Origin of the sequence: Arthrobacter sp. IK3 (assembly GCF_051337705.1) — a bacterium.
GTDB lineage: Bacteria > Actinomycetota > Actinomycetes > Actinomycetales > Micrococcaceae > Arthrobacter_B > Arthrobacter_B koreensis.
Window position 1 is genome coordinate 243,446 of sequence record NZ_JBPPSW010000004.1, and the last position, 17,554, is coordinate 260,999.

Genomic DNA, 17,554 nt, shown 5'->3' on the forward strand with positions numbered 1-17,554 from the left:
TGTACGGACTGAACCTCCTGCGGACCCCTAGGCGGCGCGAATGTCTACGTTGAAGTATTCGGCAGACGAAGGAACAACCGTACCGCCGCGCGTGGTGCCCGTTTCGCGCGGCCGCATCGTCGTCGACTGGCTGACCACCACCGACCACAAGAAGATCGGCTACCTGTACCTGATCACGTCCTTCGTCTTCTTCTGCCTGGCCGGGGTCATGGCCCTCATCATCCGGGCCGAGCTCTTCCAGCCCGGACTCGAGATTGTCTCCTCGCGCGAGCAGTACAACCAGCTCTTCACCATGCACGGAACGCTGATGCTGCTGATGTTCGCAACCCCGCTCTTCGCCGGTTTTGCGAACGTCATGATGCCGCTGCAGATTGGCGCTCCGGACGTGGCGTTCCCGCGCCTGAACGCCCTGGCCTACTGGTTCTTCCTCTTCGGCTCCCTCATCGCGATCTCGGGCTTCCTTACCCCGCAGGGAGCGGCGTCCTTCGGCTGGACGGCGTACGCTCCGCTGTCCAACACCACGTTTTCCCCCGGCATAGGCGGAGACCTGTGGGTCTTTGGCCTGGCGCTGTCCGGATTCGGCACCATCCTCGGTTCGGTCAACTTCGTCACCACCATCATCTGCATGCGCGCCCCGGGTATGACCATGTGGCGCATGCCGATCTTCACGTGGAACACGCTGGTCACCGCCATCCTGGTGCTGATGGCGTTCCCGCCACTGGCGGCGGCGCTCTTTGCCCTCGGGGCAGACCGCCGGTTCGACGCGCACATCTTCGACCCGGAAAACGGCGGTGCCATTCTGTGGCAGCACCTCTTCTGGTTCTTCGGCCATCCTGAGGTCTACATCATCGCGCTGCCGTTCTTCGGCATCATTTCGGAAATCCTGCCGGTTTTCAGCCGCAAACCGATTTTCGGCTACAAGGGCCTGATCTTCGCCACGATCGCAATCGCGGGCCTGTCCATGACTGTGTGGGCGCACCACATGTATGTCACCGGACAGGTGTTCCTGCCGTTCTTCGCGATCATGACCATGCTCATTGCCGTGCCTACCGGTGTGAAGTTCTTCAATTGGATCGGCACCATGTGGCGCGGCTCGATTACCTTCGAGACGCCCATGATGTGGGCCCTCGGATTCCTCATCACGTTCCTGTTCGGCGGGCTGACCGGGATCATCCTGTCCTCGCCGCCGCTGGACTTCCACGTTTCGGACACCTACTTCGTGGTTGCACACTTCCACTACGTGGTCTTCGGCACCGTGGTGTTCGCGATGTTCGGCGGGTTCTACTTCTGGTGGCCCAAGTGGACCGGCAAGATGCTCAACGAACGCCTGGGCAAGATCCACTTCTGGCTCCTGTTCCTCGGCTTCCACCTGACCTTTATGATCCAGCACTGGCTCGGCGTGCTGGGCATGCCGCGGCGCTACGCGGATTACCTGGTGGAGGACAACTTCACGGCAATGAACCAGCTTTCCACCATCGGTTCCCTGATCCTCGGGTTCTCCCTGATCCCGTTCTTCTGGAACGTCTACGTCACCTGGCGGCGCGGGAAGAAAGTGGAAGTGGACGATCCATGGGGCTTCGGCTGCTCCCTCGAGTGGGCAACGTCCTGCCCGCCGCCGCGCCACAACTTCACCTCCCTGCCGCGCATCCGTTCCGAGCGGCCGGCCCTGGACCTGCACCACCCGGAGCTCAAGCCGCGCGCGAACGAGAAGACGGACAACCCGGTGGCCAGTGTGCTCGGCGCCGCGGACATGGGTTCGCAGGATCCAAAGAACCCGGATCCGCGGCAGTAGCCGTCGCCCAGTCCGGGGTGTCCGCCGAACCGGTTCGGCCCACGTGGCTTCTCGCAGGCGTTGCGAAGAACGGCGGGAAGGCCGAGGTTCCGGCGGCACCGGAACCTCGGCTCACCCAGCGGGTTACAGATCGGCTGTCCGGCAGGCTGCACGCCCGATTAGTGCCAAGCCGGCCCCAATCAGCGGAAGTGCCACCCACAGCAGGACCGTGCCTGACGCTCCGGTGTCAGCCAGGAGGCTCGGTGAGGCCGCAGCTGCGGCCGCGGATGTCCACTGCGGTGTTTCGACAGCGGACGCGAGGCTAAGCCCGGTCCTTTCCTCCGCAGCTGCGGATGCAAAAGCCGGCTCAGTTCCTGTCGAGCCATTGGGCTGAGGCCCCGCGGGAATCACGACGGGATCCGAGTCGCCGGGTCGGGGGTCGGTGTCGCCGGGTCGGGGGTCGGTGTCGCCGGGCCGGGGCCCGGTTGGAGGCACGGGGCCCGGCGTAGTGGTTTCGGTGGTGGCTTCGCCGAGGACTGCCAGGGAGTTGGTGCCGAGGTTCACCGGGATGGTGATGGGGGCGGTGATTTGGGTTCCGGAGAGGAGCCCGCCGGACCCGGAGGTTGCCGGTCCGGTACCGGCTGTTGGTGTGCCGATGGCGGTGTCTGCCGCCGGGGTAGCGGCTTCGCTGGTGGTCTCGGTGTTGGCTTCACCAAGGACGGCCAGGGAGTTGGTGCCGAGGTCGACGGGGATGGTGATGGGTGCGGTGATTTGGGTTCCGGAGAGGAGCCCGTCGGACCCGGAGGTTACCGGTTCGGTGCCGGCTGCCGGTGTGCCGATGGCGGTGTCTGCCGCCGGGGTTGCGGCTTCGCTGGTGGTCTCGGTGTTGGCCTCACCGAGGATGGCCAGGGAGTTGGTGCCGAGGTTCACCGGGATGGTGATGGGTGCGGTGATTTGAGTTCCGGAGAGGAGCCCGTCGGACCCGGACGTTGCCGGTCCGGAGGTTACCGGTCCGGTGCCGGCTGCCGGTGTGCCGGTTTCCGTGCCCATCCCGGGTGTAGCGGCTTCGCTGGTGGTCTCGGTGTTGGCTTCACCGAGGATGGCCAGGGAGTTGGTGCCGAGGTTGATGGGGATGGTGATGGGTGCGGTGATTTGGGTTCCGGAGAGGAGCCCGTCGGAACCCGAGGTTACCGGTTCCGCGTTGGCCGCGGTTGTTCCAAGGGCCAGCAAGCCTCCGGCAAAGAGGGTTCCAAGCAGCCCACGTCGAATAGTGCAACGCATAGCGAATCTCCTGAGAAGTTATTGGTGTAGGGCCACCTGGGGCCCAAATGGCATTCGTCCATCTGCAAACGGACAAAGGCCCAACTAATCAGGGAACGCCTCGTGGTCCAGGGACACTGGAGAGGGAGCTTCCAAAAGCTCCGTGGAAGCGGGCAGCGCAGCCAGCGCCGGAATCCTGAGATGCTGGCCGGAAAGGCAGCCGGGCAGCAGCGGACCCGCCCCCGAAGGACTCACTACGGAGGATCCGCTGCCCAGCGGCAGAAGGCCGTTTTGCGGCGATCCTCCTGGCGTACCGGCATCCGGACCGGGAGACACGGGCAGTGCGAACTCGGGGAAGACCTCAGCGCAGGACGCTGCCGTATCCGCCGTCAATTCCCCGTGACTTGCCACGGCGTCGAGCGCCGCAGGGGTCGCAACATCTTCATCCGGGTGCGGCTCAGAGACCGCGGCCGCGAAGCGTGCGCTGTCAACTGCGGACTGTGGCGCCGGGCCGGTCTCCGGAATCACGGACGTTACCGGAGTTTCGCCGCATCCGGATGCGGCATAAGCCGCGGGGTCTTCCAGGCCACCGGGACAAACCAAGCCAGTTCCGGCGTCGGGGGCTGGAGGGAGAACGGGAGGCACGGTCTCAAGGAGGCCGTCTGCGGCCGGCCGAATCGTTTTTACCGCATAGCCGGTGATGTCGTCGACCGCGGTAAGGATGGGATCGGTGGCGGCAGGCAGCGTCTGTGCCGGGACGAGCGTCCTCACAACCGGAACGGTTTGTACCAGCTCGTCCACGGCGGTTACTACGCCCTGTAATGCTGGCTGCAGCTGAGGCGCATCCGGCAGGACAATCCTCGCAGCGGGGGCCTGGTCCGCTGCCTGCGGGCCGGGCAGCAGGCCATCCGTGACCTGATCGACGGTGTTCACGGCGGAATCCACGAGGCCAGTAGCGGAGGAACTCACGCTCGCCAGAAGGGAATCCCGCTCAGTTACTGGTTCAGCCGACGCCGCAGTGGCCGAGAGAGTCAGCCAGGAGGCGGCTGCGGCGGCCCCAAGGAGCATGGGACGGACAACCCGCCAAGCTCCTCGTGACGCCTTCATTCCGATGCCCCCAGTCCAGCACTAAGCACTTCGGTCACTATAGGCACAGAAAAATCAGGGTGTCTACCGGTTGAGGCAGGACTGAACCGAGAAAGCGGCGCCGCCCGGACCCGAAGGTCCGGACGGCGCCGCTCCGTTATCGCCTAGCCGGTGTGCACTAGCCGCGGCTGAGGGTGCAGACCAGGTATCGGGCGTAGTCCACCGCGTACTTCAGCCAGCCCCGGACGTCCCACCAGTTCTTCGGCGGGACGGGACGGACGCAGGTGGGCTGTTCCGGTGCGGGATCAACGGTGACCGGTATGTTCACCGTGGTGCCGGACGGATCCGCGGTGAGGACCAGGGATCCGCTGCCGGACGCGGACGCCGGGAGCGCGGCCGTGACACTGGCGGCACCTGCGGTCACCGGAACCGAACCCAGAGCGACGGCGGTTCCGCCGGCCGGGACCCAGCTGACGGCCAGCGCGGTGTTGGCCGGGCTGCCCAGTGAGGTCAGATCCAGCTTGTCCACCGTGAGAGTGACACTCGTTCCGGCCTTCGCCGTGGCCGGGGCACCCTTGACGATGACGCCCTGGCGGGCGAAGTCCGGGGACACCGGGCTGCTGGCCTGCAGGTAGCTGATCCACGCATCACGGTCGATTAGCCCTGAGTCGCGGGTGTCCGTACCCTGCGCGAAGGTGGAGAAGTTGTCCCCGCCCTGTGCCAGGAAACTGAATGTACCCACACGGTAGGCCCGGTTGGGGTCCAGTGCTGCGCCGTTGACCGTGACCGACTGGACCCGGGAGCCGCGGGCCTGGTCCGGGTCGTAGGTGTAGGTCACGTTGTCGGACAGGCCCAGGGCCAGGAACGCCCGTGAGCTTCCGTCCGGCTGCCACTGCTCTTCCAGGACCGACTTCAGCTGCGCCCCGGTGAGGGTTGTGGTCCAGAGGTTGTTCACGAACGGCAGCACCGCGTTGGCTTCGGCATAGGTAATGACGCCGTCCTCGCCGTAGTACAGCTCGGCGCGGAGTCCGCCCGGATTGACGACGCCGATCTCGGCACCGCCGCGCTCGGGAGAACCGAGGGATGAGAGCAGCGAATCGGCCACCAGGTTGCCCAGGGTCGATTCGTTGCCGCGGTCATCGCGGGAAGTCCCGGCGAACGCCGTAGTGATGTCTGCCGTGACAGAGCCGATGGGCTGGTTGCCCACTTCGGCAGCGAACGCCAGGGCGGCGTCGACAATCCGCTGAACCTCGGCAACTGCCGGGTAGGCAGCTACCAGATCCGCCGCCGGCGTGGTGGTACGCGCCACATTGCCTGCGGTGTAGGAGAGGACCTCGTCCGTTTCGGCGTTGTACTGCAGCTCGATCTGTCCGATGAACTCGCCGTAGGAACCGGTCTGGACTACGGGACGGGTCTTGCCGTCCACACCCGGAACCGGGGCATCCCACGCATACTGCTTGTGCGTGTGGCCGGTGTAGATGGCGTCGACCAGCGCACTGGTTTCCGTCGCGATCTCCGCGAAGGCACCGCCGCCGGCGATCTCCTCCTCGAGTGTGGCGCCGTCGGGCGTTCCCGATCCGGCGCCCTCGTGATACTCGGCGATGATGACGTCTGCCAGGCCTTCTGCATCCAGGCGTTCGGCGACCCGGTTGACGGCTTCCACCGGATCCCCGAACTCGAGGGTGGCAATGCCGCCCGGGGAAACCAGGGTTCCGGTCTCCTCGGTCACTGCTCCAATCACGGCCACCCGAACGCCGTTCACGTCCAGGATCGTGTACTCCGGCAGTGCCGGGGTGGTGGTGCCCTTGAGGTACACGTTGGCGCCCAGGTAATCGAACTGCGCGGCAGGAACCACCCGGTCGGTGAGGTCCGCGAAGCCGCCGTCAAACTCGTGGTTGCCCACTGCGGAGGCCCGCAGGCCGAGTGCATTCAGGACGTCGATGGTGGGCTGGTCCTGCTGCACCGAGGAGGCGAACAGGGACGCGCCGATGTTGTCGCCGGCGGAGAGGAACAGTGAGCTGCCCTCAGGTGCGGCGGCCTTGAGCTGCTCGACGGTTCCGGCGAAGTTGACGGTGTTGGCGTCAATCCGGCCGTGGAAGTCGTTGATGTTGAGCAGGTTCAGGTCGGTGACTTCCGCTTCGGCCGGGGTCAGGTCCATGCCGACGAGAATCGGATCGTGGTCCGAGGAGCGGTAGGGATCCGCTGCGTAGTAATCCGTGGCGTTGTAGTTGTACCGGCTGTATTCGAAAGCGATCGACTCAACTGAGTTGATGTTCCAAATATCGGTACCCGTGACATCCTCAGCCGCGGCAGGCGAGGCCAGGACGTGGTCCAGGGAGCCAACCAGGCCGCTGAAGGCGTAGGAGTGCTTTCCTGTCGCCTTGCCCAGGTTCACGTAGCCCGCTTCGGCGAAGACCTGCATGGGGTCTTCCGCGGCGTAGGAGTTGAAGTCGCCGAGCAGGAAGACCCGCTCGGTTCCGGCGTCCTGCGCCACGGTGTCCGCGAAGGCGGCCACGGCCTGTGCCTGCCGGACGCGGTCGGCATTCCAACCACCCTGTCCGTTGTCTGCGTTCTCTCCGCTGGACGGTGCCGAGCCCTTGGACTTGAAGTGGTTGGCGATTGCCACGAAGCTTTCGCTGTCTTCTCCGCCGGCCGGTTTGAAGGCCTGGGCCAGGGGTTCGCGGGCGTTGGAGAACACGCTCTCATCGTTCAGGATGACTGAATCGCCCACGGGTTCGGCGGTGGCGGTCCGGTAGATGAACGCAGTGCGGATTACGTCTTCGTCGTCCGGCAGGGCTGCGGGGGAGCGGACGTAGTCCCAGGTGCCCGGTGCGGCCGCGTTCAGTGCCTCCGTGAGGTGGGCCAGGGCGGTGTCCCGGTCCTGTCCCAGTTCAGCGGAGTTCTCGATTTCCATGAGGCCAACGACGTCGGCGCCCAGGGCATTGATCGCTGCAACGATCTTCGCCTGCTGCCGCTCAAGGTTCGCATCATTGGCCGCTCCGCGTGCATCGCAGCCGCCGCGGACGGTCACTGGAGCGCCGGAGCGGTCGTTGTAGTAGGTGCAGCCGGAGAGATCGCTGCCGGTGGTGCTGAAGTAGTTCAGCACGTTGAAGGCGGCGAGCTTCAGGTTGCCGCCTACGCTCTGCGGAGCAGCGGTGCGTGTGTTTTCGAACGACGCCGGCTGGACCGTCTCCGCGTTGGCGGGAGTCAGCTCGGTCAGCGGCTGGAACCGCCAGGCACTGTTCCGGTAGTCCAGGATCACGTTGGTGGTGAAGGTAGCCGAGGATCCGATGCGCACCGGGTCGGTGGACGTCAGGTACGGAAGCGGCTTGGCCTGGTTGGCGGCCGAGAGGAAGTTCGTGGTGGCGCCGTCGTCGAGTTTTACGGCCTTCGCCGCATTGTTGGCGACAACTGCCGCGTGCTCCGGCGTTCCCACCGGCGCGACGGCGGTGGGCTGCACGAGCGTCTCACTGCCGGCGGCCAGGCCGATTTCCGCGTACTGGTTCAGGGTGTAGTTGTCCGTAACGGTGAACTCGCCCTGCGGAGCCAGCAGCATGCCTTCAAGGGTTTCGCGCTCGGCGTCCGTGGCCGGCCAGGCAACCGCAGCGGGCTTGACCTCTTCGGCCGGTTCGCTGAGCTTGGTCATGGCGCCGGCAGGAACGGTCAGCTGCGTCAGGCCAAAGTACTCGCCGACGGTTCCGGTGACCTCAACGTAGTCGCCGATTGCAACCTGGCCGACAGTGGCCGAGGAGAAGACGAAGACGGCGTCGGAAGCAGTGTGTGTTGCCGGGTCCAGTTCGCCGCCGGTGCCGGGGGTCTGGATGTAGTAGCCGCTGAAGCCGCCGGTGGGATAGGCAGCGGTGACCTTGCCGCGGGTGGTGACGGTCTGGCCAACGAGCGGGCTGGCGTCGCCGGTGCCCTGGATCTCCGCGATGGGACGCACCCCGGCCGGAGGATCGGTGGGCTCCGGATCCGGGACGGTTCCGGTTCCGGACGTGTTCGTCGGAGTGACGGAGGCGCTGAGCGTGAAGTCCGAGGCGTTGTTGTTGGTGTCCGCGTATTCGGTACGGTTCAGGGACTTCGGATCGGAGTTGCCGGCCGGGGCGGCGGCCGCAGCGGTCTCGAAGGTATTGGAGGTGCCGTAACCAAGCAGGTCCACCACGCCGGGCTGGTCCGTCACGGAGCCGGTGGGCAGCGGGTTCACTGCTCCGGGCTGGTTCGCCAGGACAATGGTTCCGGCGGATCCGGAGAAGCTGGCGCCGATGGTGGCGTCGGGTGCCGGCAGGGCAACACCGTTGGTGCCGTTGCTGGCGCCCTGGACCAGGTAGTGGCCGCCGGCCGGAATGTTCCCGGAGAGCCGGGCGATTCCGGTGGGTGCACCGGTGCTGCCTGCGGCCCGGTACTGAAGGGACCAGCCCTCCAGGCTGACCGCGGCGCTGGTCGGGTTGTAAAGTTCCACGAATTTGTTGGTGAACGGAGCGTTGGCGCTTCCGCCGTTCAGATAGGCCTCGTTGATAACGACGCCGGAAGGTAATTCCTCCGCGTGGGCGGGCAGCGCCGCCAGCGGTCCGGCCAGCAGGCCGGCAGACAGAGCTGTGCCCAGCACTGCCTTCCATCGGGTAAATCTCATGCCTCATTGCTCCTTTGGGGAACGGATGCCGGTGTGGGGGCACGCGGTAGTGGCCCTGGTAGATCGGCAAGGGGTGCGGTGAACTCCTTCTGGATACCACCCCGGGGTGACAGGCATGTGAATTCGACCCCTTTGGTGCCCTAACGGCCGGTAACTATTGACAATGCGAGAAAGGGGACCTAACCGTTTTGGTTAGGCCCCCTTTCTGGCGTGAATGAACTAGACGTTCGAGTTCTTCACCGTGGTGCTGAGCTTCTCGCCGTCCATGCGGTAGACCGTGCAGAGGATCTCCCGATCGTTGCCGAGGGTCCAGGACGTCGGAGTCGGCGTGAGGTAGCCGATGTCCAGGGCGGACTCCGAGTAGTCCGTGCCGATGTAAGGCTGGAACTCAGCGAGGCAGAATTCCTGTGCCGCGGCGTCTATGGCTTCCTCGCCGGGGAACGAACCGCGGTCCATGTCCATGGCAGCGTAGACCTCGGTATCGTGCGGCTGGGTGCATGGAAGCACATCCACAGCTTCAATCTGTTCGGCATCCGGGTCATCGACCAGGCAGTCGCCAACCTTCAGGTCGACGGCGTCGACGGATTCGGCGGACACCTCTTCCTCAGCCGTCCCGTCAGCTACGGTCTCTGCTTCCGGCGAGGCCGAGGCTGCTGATTCACTGGTCTTTGGTTCGTCCTTGTCTGCGGCGGCTCCGCACCCTGCGAGTGCGAGGGCGAAGACGGCAGCCGTGACGGCTTTTCCGGCGCGGGCCAGGTTCAGCTGGCGGGCGGAATTCATGCGAATAGCTCCTTCTGCGGTAATTGGTCCTGGTTATCCACCCCCCAATGGGCCGGAAACCACCAGAAGAGGTTATGTGCAGCGCAAGCATGCTTATAAATCGGCGAGGTAACATCCGCACGCAATATGCAATGGCATCGAAGAGGGCAAAGGAAAAGGCACCCCGGCCGATGACCGGGGTGCCTGTGAGCGGAAGGTAAGGGATTCGAACCCTTGGTACGGGGTTACCGCACACTGGTTTTCAAGACCAGCTCCATCGGCCGCTCGGACAACCTTCCTCCGCTTAGTAGTCTGGCAGATGAGCGCAGTTCACCAAAATTTTCTCCACTTCCGCAGGAGGTTCCATGAAAGCGATAGTCATTACCGAACCCGGCGGCCCGGAGGTCCTGGCACTCCGCGACGTGCCCGCACCCGTACCCGGCCCCGGTGAAGTCCTCATCGACGTTGCAGCGGCGGGACTCAACCGTGCCGATGTGCTGCAGCGGCACGGAAACTATCCGGTGCCTCCGGGCGCTCCTGAATATCCGGGCCTGGAGGTCTCCGGACGGGTGGCAGCGGTAGGCGCCGGGGTGGAGGGGCTGGAAGTGGGTGCCGACGTCGTTGCACTGCTTTCCGGCGGCGGTTACGCCGAACAGGTGGCCGTTCCAGCCGGCCAGGTGCTTCCGGTTCCGCCGGAAATGGACCTCGTGACCGCCGCGGCACTGCCTGAGGTGGCTGCCACCGTGTTCTCGAATCTCTTCATGGCGGCCGGAGTCCATGAAGGCGAATACGTGCTGATCCATGGAGGTGCCGGCGGCATTGGCACCATGGCTATCCAGCTCGTCGCTGCCTTCGGCGCCCTACCCATGGTGACGGCCTCAAGCCCGGCAAAGCTCGAGCTGGCACGGAGCCTCGGTGCCAAGGTGCTGATCAACTACAAGGAGCAGGACTTCGTCGAGGAAGTCCGTGCCGCCACCAACGGGCACGGGGCAGACGTGATCCTCGACGTGATGGGCGCCAAGTACCTGCAGCGCAACGTCGACGCGCTCGCCGTCGCGGGCCGTCTGGTGATCATCGGACTGCAGGGCGGAACCCGGGCGGAACTGGACCTCAATGCACTGATGCGCAAGCGCTGTGCAGTGATGGGAACCACGCTGCGCGCACGTCCTGTAGAGGAAAAGAGCGCCATCATGGCGTCCGTCGGCGAATACGTCTGGCCGCTGATCAAGGACGGCAGCGTCAAACCGCTGGTGGACCGCACGTTCCCCCTGGCGGAGGCGGCAGCCGCCCACGAGTACTTCGACTCCGGCCAGCACACCGGCAAGGTCCTGCTGACGCTGTAGCCCGAAGATCGGCGGGGCCCACCCGGCCCCGCCGGCCGGCGCTGTTCGCCGGGCCGCCGTCGGCCCGCCGTCGCCCGCCAGCGCCGTTCGCCCGCCGCTCGGCGCCGAAACAGGACCGCTCGGCGGGCCCTTCCCCACCTACCGGCGTGTATGTGACCCACATCGCATCCCCGGTGCTACCCTCATGCGCACATTACGCCCTGCACCCGCAGGGACCGCACTGCTGACAAGGGGTAGCACCATGAGTGAAGACAAGCGGCGACGGAGGGACCCGGACCGTCCGGACCCCGCAGCCGGAGGCGCAGACATCCTCACGCAGGATCCGGACCTGCCGCCGGTCGCCGTCGACGATGACGACGCCAACCGCAGCACCTGGACTCCGCTGAAGATCGCGGTCTGGGTAGGCATCGCCCTGCTGGGCGGCATCAGCTGGACCATGCTCGCAATCATCCGCGGCGAAACCGTGAACGCCATCTGGTTCGTCTTTGCCGCGGTCTGTACGTACCTGATCGGCTACCGGTTCTATTCGAAGTACATCGAGCGGCACCTGCTCAGGCCGAACGACCGCCGGGCCACACCCGCGGAGTACAAGGCGGACGGTAAGGACTACGCCGCCACCGACCGCCGGGTGCTTTACGGCCACCACTTCGCCGCCATCGCCGGCGCCGGGCCGCTGGTGGGCCCCGTCCTGGCCGCGCAGATGGGCTACCTGCCCGGCACCGTGTGGATCATCGTCGGCGTCATCCTTGCCGGCGCCGTCCAGGACTACCTGGTCATGTTCTTCTCCATGCGCCGCGGCGGACGTTCCCTGGGCCAGATGGCCCGCGAGGAACTCGGGCTGATCGGCGGCACTGCCGCCCTGATCGCCACCCTGACCATCATGATCATCATCGTCGCGATCCTGGCCCTGGTGGTGGTGAACGCGCTCGGCGAGAGCCCGTGGGGCGTTTTCTCCGTCGCCATGACCATCCCGATCGCCCTCTTCATGGGGGTATACCTGCGCTACCTGCGTCCCGGCAAGGTCAGCGAAGTCTCGATCATCGGCTTCGTGCTGCTGATGCTCGCGATCATTGGCGGCGGTTGGATCGCCGATACCGAGTGGGGCGTGGCGATCTTCTCCCTGGACCGGGTGACCATCGCCTGGGGCATCATCATCTACGGCTTCATCGCCGCCGTTCTGCCCGTCTGGCTGCTGCTGGCCCCGCGCGACTACCTCTCCACCTTCATGAAGATCGGCACGATCGTCATGCTGGCAGTCGCCATCATTGTTGTCCGCCCGGAGATCAGCGTTCCCGCGTTCAGCGAGTTTGCATCCCGGAACGACGGCCCAGTAGTTGCCGGCCCGCTCTTCCCGTTCCTCTTCGTCACTATTGCCTGCGGTGCCCTGTCCGGTTTCCACGCCCTGATCTCCTCGGGTACCACTCCGAAGATGATCATGAAGGAGCGCCAGACCCGGTTCATCGGCTACGGCGGCATGCTGATGGAGTCCTTCGTAGCGATCATGGCGCTCGTCGCGGCGATCTCCCTGGACCGCGGCATCTACTTCGCCATGAACTCCTCCGCGGCTGCCACCGGCGGCACCGTGGAGGGCGCCGTCGCCTTCGTCAACTCCCTGGGCCTGGTGGGCGTGAACCTCACCCCTGACATGCTCACCTCGCTGGCGTCCGACGTCGGCGAAGAGTCAGTCGTCTCGCGCACCGGCGGTGCGCCCACCCTCGCCGTCGGCCTGGCGATGATCATGCAGAGCTTCATCGGCGGACCGGCCATGATGGCGTTCTGGTACCACTTCGCCATCATGTTCGAGGCGCTGTTCATCCTCACCGCCGTCGACGCCGGCACCCGCGTGGCACGCTTCATGCTGCAGGACTCGATTGGGAACTTCATCCCGAAGTTCCGGGACACCGGATGGCGGACAGGGGCCTGGATATGTACGGCGATCATGGTTGCCGGCTGGGGGTCGATCCTGATCATGGGTGTCACCGATCCACTGGGCGGCATCAATACGCTCTTCCCGCTGTTCGGCATCGCCAACCAGCTGCTTGCAGCCATAGCGCTGGCCATCTGCCTGGCGATCCTGGCCAAGAAGAATGTCTTCAAGTACATCTGGGTGGTGGTGCTGCCGCTGGGCTTCGCCTCCGTCGTAACCATCACGGCCTCGATGTACAAGATTTTCTCCCCAGTCCCGGCCGTGGGCTACTGGGCGCAGCACAACGCCTTCCGGAACGCCCTCGAGGCCGGCGAGACCAGCTTCGGCACGGCCAAGACCGTTGAGGCCATGGAGGCGGTGGTCCGGAACACCTTCGTGCAGGGTGTGCTGTCCATCCTGTTCGTGACCCTGGCGATCATCGTGATCGTCACGGCCGTTATCGCGTCGGTCCGCTCCTACCGTTCCGGCGGTGCGCCGAGTGCCGAAGACCCGGCCGTGCCGTCGCGGACCTTCGCGCCGGCCGGCTTCCTGGCCACACCGGAGGAAAAGGAAATCCAGGCGCAGTGGGACGCCCTGCCGGAGGACCAGCAGCCGGCGCGGACGGGGCACTGATGACCGCCGTCGTCGGGCACCTGCGTGGCTTTGTCCGCTTCTTCCGTGACGTGATGGGCGAGGACGCGTACCGGAAATACCAGGAGCACCACGCGGCGTCGGGCTGTTCCTCTCCGCAGCTGACCGAGCGGGAGTTCTGGCGGGACAAGATGGACCGCCAGGACGCCAACCCCGGCGGGCGCTGCTGCTGACGCTGCATCCTCCCGCCCAACCCATCGAGAGGCCAGTTACGGCTCGTTTCAGCCCTGAAAAGAGCCGCAACTGGCCTCTCGGTGGTAAGGGGAGAGGGTTGAGGCGGTTGCCGGATACTGCTTTGCTGGAGGAATGGCAGAGAACAAGGACCTCCCGGACGATCCCCACCTGCGCGAAGACATCAGCCTTCCACTGTCCGAGCCGGACAACGAGGACGAGCACCTGGCCCAGGACGCCGGGATCCCCGAGGACACCAGGACGGGCCCCGAGTTCGACGGGCACCACTACACGGCGGGACAGCTCAACGCCGGACAGTACGCTGCCGGGCTGAGCCCCGACGGCGGATACGCACAAATGCGCGAGGAAGAGCTGGAAAGCGACTGACTCCCGGCTCAACCGGCACCAGGCGTGAGAGCATTAATTCATGACTGAACAGAACGGATCTGCGGGATTTCCCGGACCGGCAAACCCCGGCGAACCGGAAGCCAGGCCGTCGGAGTTCCCGGACCGGGACGGGGCGGATCAGCAGGTCCAGGCCCCGCGACACGACGGCCAGCGACAGGACGGTTCCGGCCAGGACAGCGCCGGCACTGACGGACAGTCCCAGGATGCGGGAGTTGCTCCGCCCGCCGGCGGCCGGCCGGGGCCGGCAAAGCTTAATGAGCTGGTGGACGAACCCGCCAAGGTCATGCGGATAGGCACCATGATCAAGCAGCTGCTGGAGGAAGTCCGCAACGCGCCGCTCGACGATGCAGCCCGGAACCGGCTTGCCGAAATTCACGAGCGCTCGCTCAAGGAGCTGTACGACGGACTCGCCCCGGAACTGGTGACCGAACTCGAGCGGATCAACCTGCCGTTCCCTGAGGACTCCACACCGACAGACGCGGAGCTGCGCATTGCGCAGGCCCAGCTGGTCGGCTGGCTGGAGGGGCTCTTCCGCGGAATCCAGACAGCGATCGCCGCGCAGCAAACCGCCAACCAGCAGCTGCAGAGCCGGCTCCAGCTGCGCCAGCTGCCGCCGGGCACCGTGCTGGCCCCCGGCGTCGTCATCGGTGAAAACGGTGAACCGCGGCGGACCGGCACGGCCGCACAGCCCGGCCAGCAGCCCGGAGCCGGTGCGCGCGTGGAACCCCACGCCGGTCCGGGGCAGTATTTGTAGCGTGGGTCTGTAGAATTTCCCGCAGGATGGCACTTTTCGCAGCAGCCCGGCAGGGGCGCAAGGACGACACCGAACTCGGCAAGGGTGTGTGGCGCCGTGCCCACGACCGGTTCACCCGCGGCCTGGACCGCTACCACCAGATGCTGGAAGGGGTTGAGGACGACGCCCTGTACAACGAGCTGGCGCTGGTTGCCAATGACCTGTCCGCCCTCCTCCCACGCGTCCGGGCCGTTTGTGCCGGAGCCCAGAAACAGCTCCCCAGCTCCGGCCAGGACATTCCCGGCGGATTGATCGCCGTCCACCGGGCGCTCTCCCGCTCCGGCAATTCCCTGGCGGCCGCAGCGGAGGCCGCGGCCATGTCCCGGCTGGAGGGCGAACGCTGGGGCATTGCCTCCGCAGGAGTTGAAAATGTCCGGCGCCGGGCGGCGCTGGTCCAAGACGACGTCGCAGAAGCAGAACGCGTCCTGGCGGACTCCCGCACCTAGGCACTCCCTCCACAAGAGCAGCAGCCGTAATTTCGCGCCCAGCAAACACCGGCACTTTTGGTCGGCGGGAGCGCCGCACCGGGTGGAGGATGGGGAGCATGACTACATCTCCTCTCGTCACCTTTAACGACGGCAACACCATTCCCCAGCTCGGCTACGGCGTCTGGCGGGTTGAGGACGAACTCGCAGAAAAGACCGTTGGTATGGCCTTCGAAGCCGGTTACCGCCACATCGACACTGCCAAGATCTACGGCAACGAAGCAGGCGTCGGCCGCGCCATCGCCGCATCCAGCCTGCCGCGCGAAGACATGTTCATCACCACCAAGGTCTGGAACGCAGACCAGGGCTACGAAGAGACGCTGGCTGCCTTCGACGCCTCCATGGAGCGTCTCGGCCTGGAATACCTGGACCTGTACCTGATCCACTGGCTGCAGCCGAAGCAGGGCAAGTACGTGGACACCTGGAAGGCACTGGTTGAGCTGCAGAAGTCCGGCCGGGTCAAGTCGATCGGCGTCTGCAACTTCACGGTGGAGGCCCTGCAGGAGATCATCGACGCCACCGGCGTCGTCCCCGTGCTGAACCAGGTGGAGACCCACCCGTACCTGGCCCAGACCGAACTGCGCGAGTTCGAGGCCAAGCACAACATCAAGCACGAGTCCTACTCTCCGCTGGGCTCCGGCCAGGGCCTGCTGGACGATGCAGTGCTCAAGGACATCGCAGCAAAGTACGACGGCGCCACGCCCGCCCAGGTGGTCATCGCCTGGCACCTGGCGCTGGGCAACATCGTGATCCCGAAGTCCGTCACCGAGTCCCGCATCCGCGAGAACTGGGCAGCACTGGACCTCAAGCTCTCCGATGAGGACATCCAGGCAATCAACGCCCTGGACAACGGCACCCGCTTCGGTGCGGACCCGGCAACGTCCGACTTCGCCTAGCTCCTCCACCAAAACGAGATAGCAGAAAGTGCACGTCCCAGCTCTGGGACGTGCACTTTCTGCTATCTCGATGGGGGGTGAACGGGAAGGGGAGGGGGCCTAGGCGGCGGCGACGGCTTCCAGCGGTGCCCGCAGCGGAAGGTCCCGGCCCTCGAGGATCACCTGGGCGCACTGCCAGGTCCGGGTGTTCACGATCACCGGGGCCAGTAGGTTGACGGTGGTACCGGCGTCGGACGGGTTCGCGACCACCAGGACGCGCGCGTCGGCCGGGTCCTCCAGCTGGAGCTGGCGGGCCTGCTCATCGGAAATTTCCGGGTTGTACTCCGGCAGGTAGACCGAGGCATCGATGGCGTAGAAGCGCCGCACGCCAGCGGAGACGTCCGTCCCGGTGAGGGAGTAGAGGCCGGTGGCGCCGTCGACATCTTCCAGCGCGAACTCGGTCAGCGGTTCCAGGCCAGGAGGCGGTGCAAGGAAGGACACAGGGGTCACGGTGCTCATCGCAGGAAGTCCATCAGGGTGGGCTGCAGTACCTTCGCGGTGACAGCGAGGGAGGACTGGTAGGCGAGCTCCTGGAGCTTCAGGTCCAGGATGACCTGGGCCGTGTCCAGGTCCTCGATGCCGGAGCGCCGGGTCTCCAGGCTGACGGACTGCTCCAAGTTGGCTTCCTCTGCTTTCAGGACACGGGCGTGTCGGATACCGACGTCGGTCTGCGAAGTCAGCACGGTGTTGATGCTCTCATCGATGCCGCCCAGGTGGGCACTGATGTTGCCGTTGTTACGCAGGTCTGCCACCAGGGAATCAATCCTGGTGAACATGTCACCGAAGACCTCCTCGGCACTCGCGTCGACACGGACCACGGTATTGGCGTCGATCCGGCGGTTGACTGGGCCGTGCCCGTCACCGGTGAAGGTGTAGGTCGGTACCGTTGCGGGCGGGGCCGGCGGATTTTCGACGACGGCGGCACCGGCGTCGGAGTTTCCGGCGAAGACGTTCCGGCCCAGGTAGGTGGTGTTGGCCTGGCCCAGCAGGTCCTTCTTCAGGCCCTCGATCTCAGTGGCGATCGCAGCCTTGCTGGCCGGCGTCGTGGTTGCCGTCGATGCGGTGATCGACAGATCCTTGATCCGGGTGAGGATGTCGCTCGTGCGGGTCAGCGCATTGTCGAGCGTGGCGAGCCAGCTGTTCGCATCCGAGATGTTGGTCTTGTACGCGGTGTTGGCGCGCATTTCTGCGCGCACCTTCAGGGCGTCGGCGGTTCCCGTGGGGTTGTCCGACGGCCGCGTGATGGCTGCGGAGGTCTGGGCCTGTTCCTGCAGCTTGGCCAGCCGGGACATGTTGGCCTGGAGGTTCTGCTGCGCGTTGCGCGTCAGCATCTGGTTGGAGGTGCGGGTGATCACG

Annotated in this window: 14 protein-coding genes and 1 tRNA gene; 8 read left to right on the forward strand and 7 right to left on the reverse strand. The window is 65.6% G+C overall.

What is annotated here, in order from left to right; genetic code table 11:
• Window positions 1–40 precede the first annotated feature (40 nt).
• A complete protein-coding gene (ctaD, locus tag ACSLGO_RS07500; RefSeq protein ID WP_091608139.1) occupies window positions 41–1,792 on the forward strand; it encodes an aa3-type cytochrome oxidase subunit I in 1,752 nt (583 codons plus the stop codon).
• Between the two features lie 123 nt (window positions 1,793–1,915).
• On the opposite strand, the gene ACSLGO_RS07505 is transcribed toward ctaD, so the two are convergent.
• The 5 genes from ACSLGO_RS07505 to ACSLGO_RS07525 form a co-directional block, all read right to left on the reverse strand.
• Entirely contained in the window at window positions 1,916–3,052 is a 1,137-nt protein-coding gene (locus ACSLGO_RS07505) for a chaplin family protein (RefSeq protein ID WP_436400786.1), read from the reverse strand.
• An 84-nt stretch (window positions 3,053–3,136) separates the two neighbouring features.
• Complete coding sequence (locus tag ACSLGO_RS07510) at window positions 3,137–3,964, reverse strand: hypothetical protein (protein WP_436400787.1); 828 nt, start codon at window positions 3,962–3,964, stop codon at window positions 3,137–3,139.
• A gap of 331 nt (window positions 3,965–4,295) precedes the next feature.
• On the reverse strand, window positions 4,296–8,747 hold the full coding sequence (locus ACSLGO_RS07515; RefSeq protein ID WP_436400788.1) for an ExeM/NucH family extracellular endonuclease: 4,452 nt from the start codon (window positions 8,745–8,747) through the stop codon (window positions 4,296–4,298).
• Window positions 8,748–8,966: 219 nt separating this feature from the next.
• Complete coding sequence (locus ACSLGO_RS07520; RefSeq protein ID WP_152275002.1) at window positions 8,967–9,527, reverse strand: septum formation family protein; 561 nt, start codon at window positions 9,525–9,527, stop codon at window positions 8,967–8,969.
• A gap of 190 nt (window positions 9,528–9,717) precedes the next feature.
• A tRNA-Ser gene (locus tag ACSLGO_RS07525) sits at window positions 9,718–9,805 on the reverse strand.
• A 66-nt stretch (window positions 9,806–9,871) separates the two neighbouring features.
• Between ACSLGO_RS07525 and ACSLGO_RS07530 the strand changes: the two genes are divergently transcribed.
• The 7 genes from ACSLGO_RS07530 to ACSLGO_RS07560 all read left to right on the forward strand — a co-directional run bounded on the left by ACSLGO_RS07530 (window position 9,872) and on the right by ACSLGO_RS07560 (window position 16,159).
• Complete coding sequence (locus ACSLGO_RS07530) at window positions 9,872–10,849, forward strand: NAD(P)H-quinone oxidoreductase (RefSeq protein WP_436400789.1); 978 nt, start codon at window positions 9,872–9,874, stop codon at window positions 10,847–10,849.
• Window positions 10,850–11,090: 241 nt separating this feature from the next.
• Window positions 11,091–13,388, forward strand: a complete 2,298-nt coding sequence (locus ACSLGO_RS07535; RefSeq protein ID WP_263128213.1) for a carbon starvation CstA family protein — start codon at window positions 11,091–11,093, stop codon at window positions 13,386–13,388.
• Entirely contained in the window at window positions 13,388–13,579 is a 192-nt protein-coding gene (locus ACSLGO_RS07540; RefSeq protein ID WP_436400790.1) for a YbdD/YjiX family protein, read from the forward strand. Before ACSLGO_RS07535 ends, ACSLGO_RS07540 begins: the two co-directional genes overlap by 1 nt.
• A 133-nt stretch (window positions 13,580–13,712) precedes the next feature.
• Window positions 13,713–13,964 carry a hypothetical protein gene (locus ACSLGO_RS07545; RefSeq protein WP_091608120.1) on the forward strand — a complete coding sequence of 84 codons (252 nt, stop codon included), beginning with the start codon at window positions 13,713–13,715 and terminating at the stop codon, window positions 13,962–13,964.
• A 40-nt stretch (window positions 13,965–14,004) separates the two neighbouring features.
• The gene (locus ACSLGO_RS07550) at window positions 14,005–14,739 is read left to right on the forward strand and encodes a bacterial proteasome activator family protein (protein WP_436400791.1); all 735 of its coding nucleotides are present in this window, start codon (window positions 14,005–14,007) and stop codon (window positions 14,737–14,739) included.
• 26 nt (window positions 14,740–14,765) lie between these two features.
• Window positions 14,766–15,224: a hypothetical protein gene (locus tag ACSLGO_RS07555; RefSeq protein WP_091608117.1), complete on the forward strand. Its 459-nt coding sequence runs from the start codon at window positions 14,766–14,768 to the stop codon at window positions 15,222–15,224.
• 98 nt (window positions 15,225–15,322) lie between these two features.
• Window positions 15,323–16,159, forward strand: a complete 837-nt coding sequence (locus tag ACSLGO_RS07560; protein ID WP_091608115.1) for an aldo/keto reductase — start codon at window positions 15,323–15,325, stop codon at window positions 16,157–16,159.
• Between the two features lie 99 nt (window positions 16,160–16,258).
• Here ACSLGO_RS07560 and ACSLGO_RS07565 read toward each other — a convergent pair whose 3' ends face one another.
• On the reverse strand, window positions 16,259–16,657 hold the full coding sequence (locus tag ACSLGO_RS07565; RefSeq protein ID WP_091608112.1) for a flagellar assembly protein FliW: 399 nt from the start codon (window positions 16,655–16,657) through the stop codon (window positions 16,259–16,261).
• On the reverse strand, window positions 16,654–17,553 hold the full coding sequence (gene flgL / locus ACSLGO_RS07570) for a flagellar hook-associated protein FlgL (RefSeq protein ID WP_436400792.1): 900 nt from the start codon (window positions 17,551–17,553) through the stop codon (window positions 16,654–16,656). Before flgL ends, ACSLGO_RS07565 begins: the two co-directional genes overlap by 4 nt.
• Between the last annotated feature and the right edge of the window lies 1 nt (window position 17,554).

Excerpts from the sequence above, each read along its gene's own strand:
- ctaD (WP_091608139.1), top strand. The coding sequence starts at position 41 with ATGTCTACGTTGAAGTATTCGGCAGACGAAGGAACAACCGTACCGCCG.
- ACSLGO_RS07530 (WP_436400789.1), top strand. The coding sequence starts at position 9,872 with ATGAAAGCGATAGTCATTACCGAACCCGGCGGCCCGGAGGTCCTGGCA.
- ACSLGO_RS07520 (WP_152275002.1), bottom strand. The coding sequence starts at position 9,527 with ATGAATTCCGCCCGCCAGCTGAACCTGGCCCGCGCCGGAAAAGCCGTC.
- ACSLGO_RS07535 (WP_263128213.1), top strand. The coding sequence starts at position 11,091 with ATGAGTGAAGACAAGCGGCGACGGAGGGACCCGGACCGTCCGGACCCC.
- ACSLGO_RS07565 (WP_091608112.1), bottom strand. The coding sequence starts at position 16,657 with ATGAGCACCGTGACCCCTGTGTCCTTCCTTGCACCGCCTCCTGGCCTG.
- ACSLGO_RS07540 (WP_436400790.1), top strand. The coding sequence starts at position 13,388 with ATGACCGCCGTCGTCGGGCACCTGCGTGGCTTTGTCCGCTTCTTCCGT.
- ACSLGO_RS07555 (WP_091608117.1), top strand. The coding sequence starts at position 14,766 with ATGGCACTTTTCGCAGCAGCCCGGCAGGGGCGCAAGGACGACACCGAA.
- ACSLGO_RS07515 (WP_436400788.1), bottom strand. The coding sequence starts at position 8,747 with ATGAGATTTACCCGATGGAAGGCAGTGCTGGGCACAGCTCTGTCTGCC.
- ACSLGO_RS07560 (WP_091608115.1), top strand. The coding sequence starts at position 15,323 with ATGACTACATCTCCTCTCGTCACCTTTAACGACGGCAACACCATTCCC.
- ACSLGO_RS07550 (WP_436400791.1), top strand. The coding sequence starts at position 14,005 with ATGACTGAACAGAACGGATCTGCGGGATTTCCCGGACCGGCAAACCCC.
- ACSLGO_RS07505 (WP_436400786.1), bottom strand. The coding sequence starts at position 3,052 with ATGCGTTGCACTATTCGACGTGGGCTGCTTGGAACCCTCTTTGCCGGA.
- ACSLGO_RS07545 (WP_091608120.1), top strand. The coding sequence starts at position 13,713 with ATGGCAGAGAACAAGGACCTCCCGGACGATCCCCACCTGCGCGAAGAC.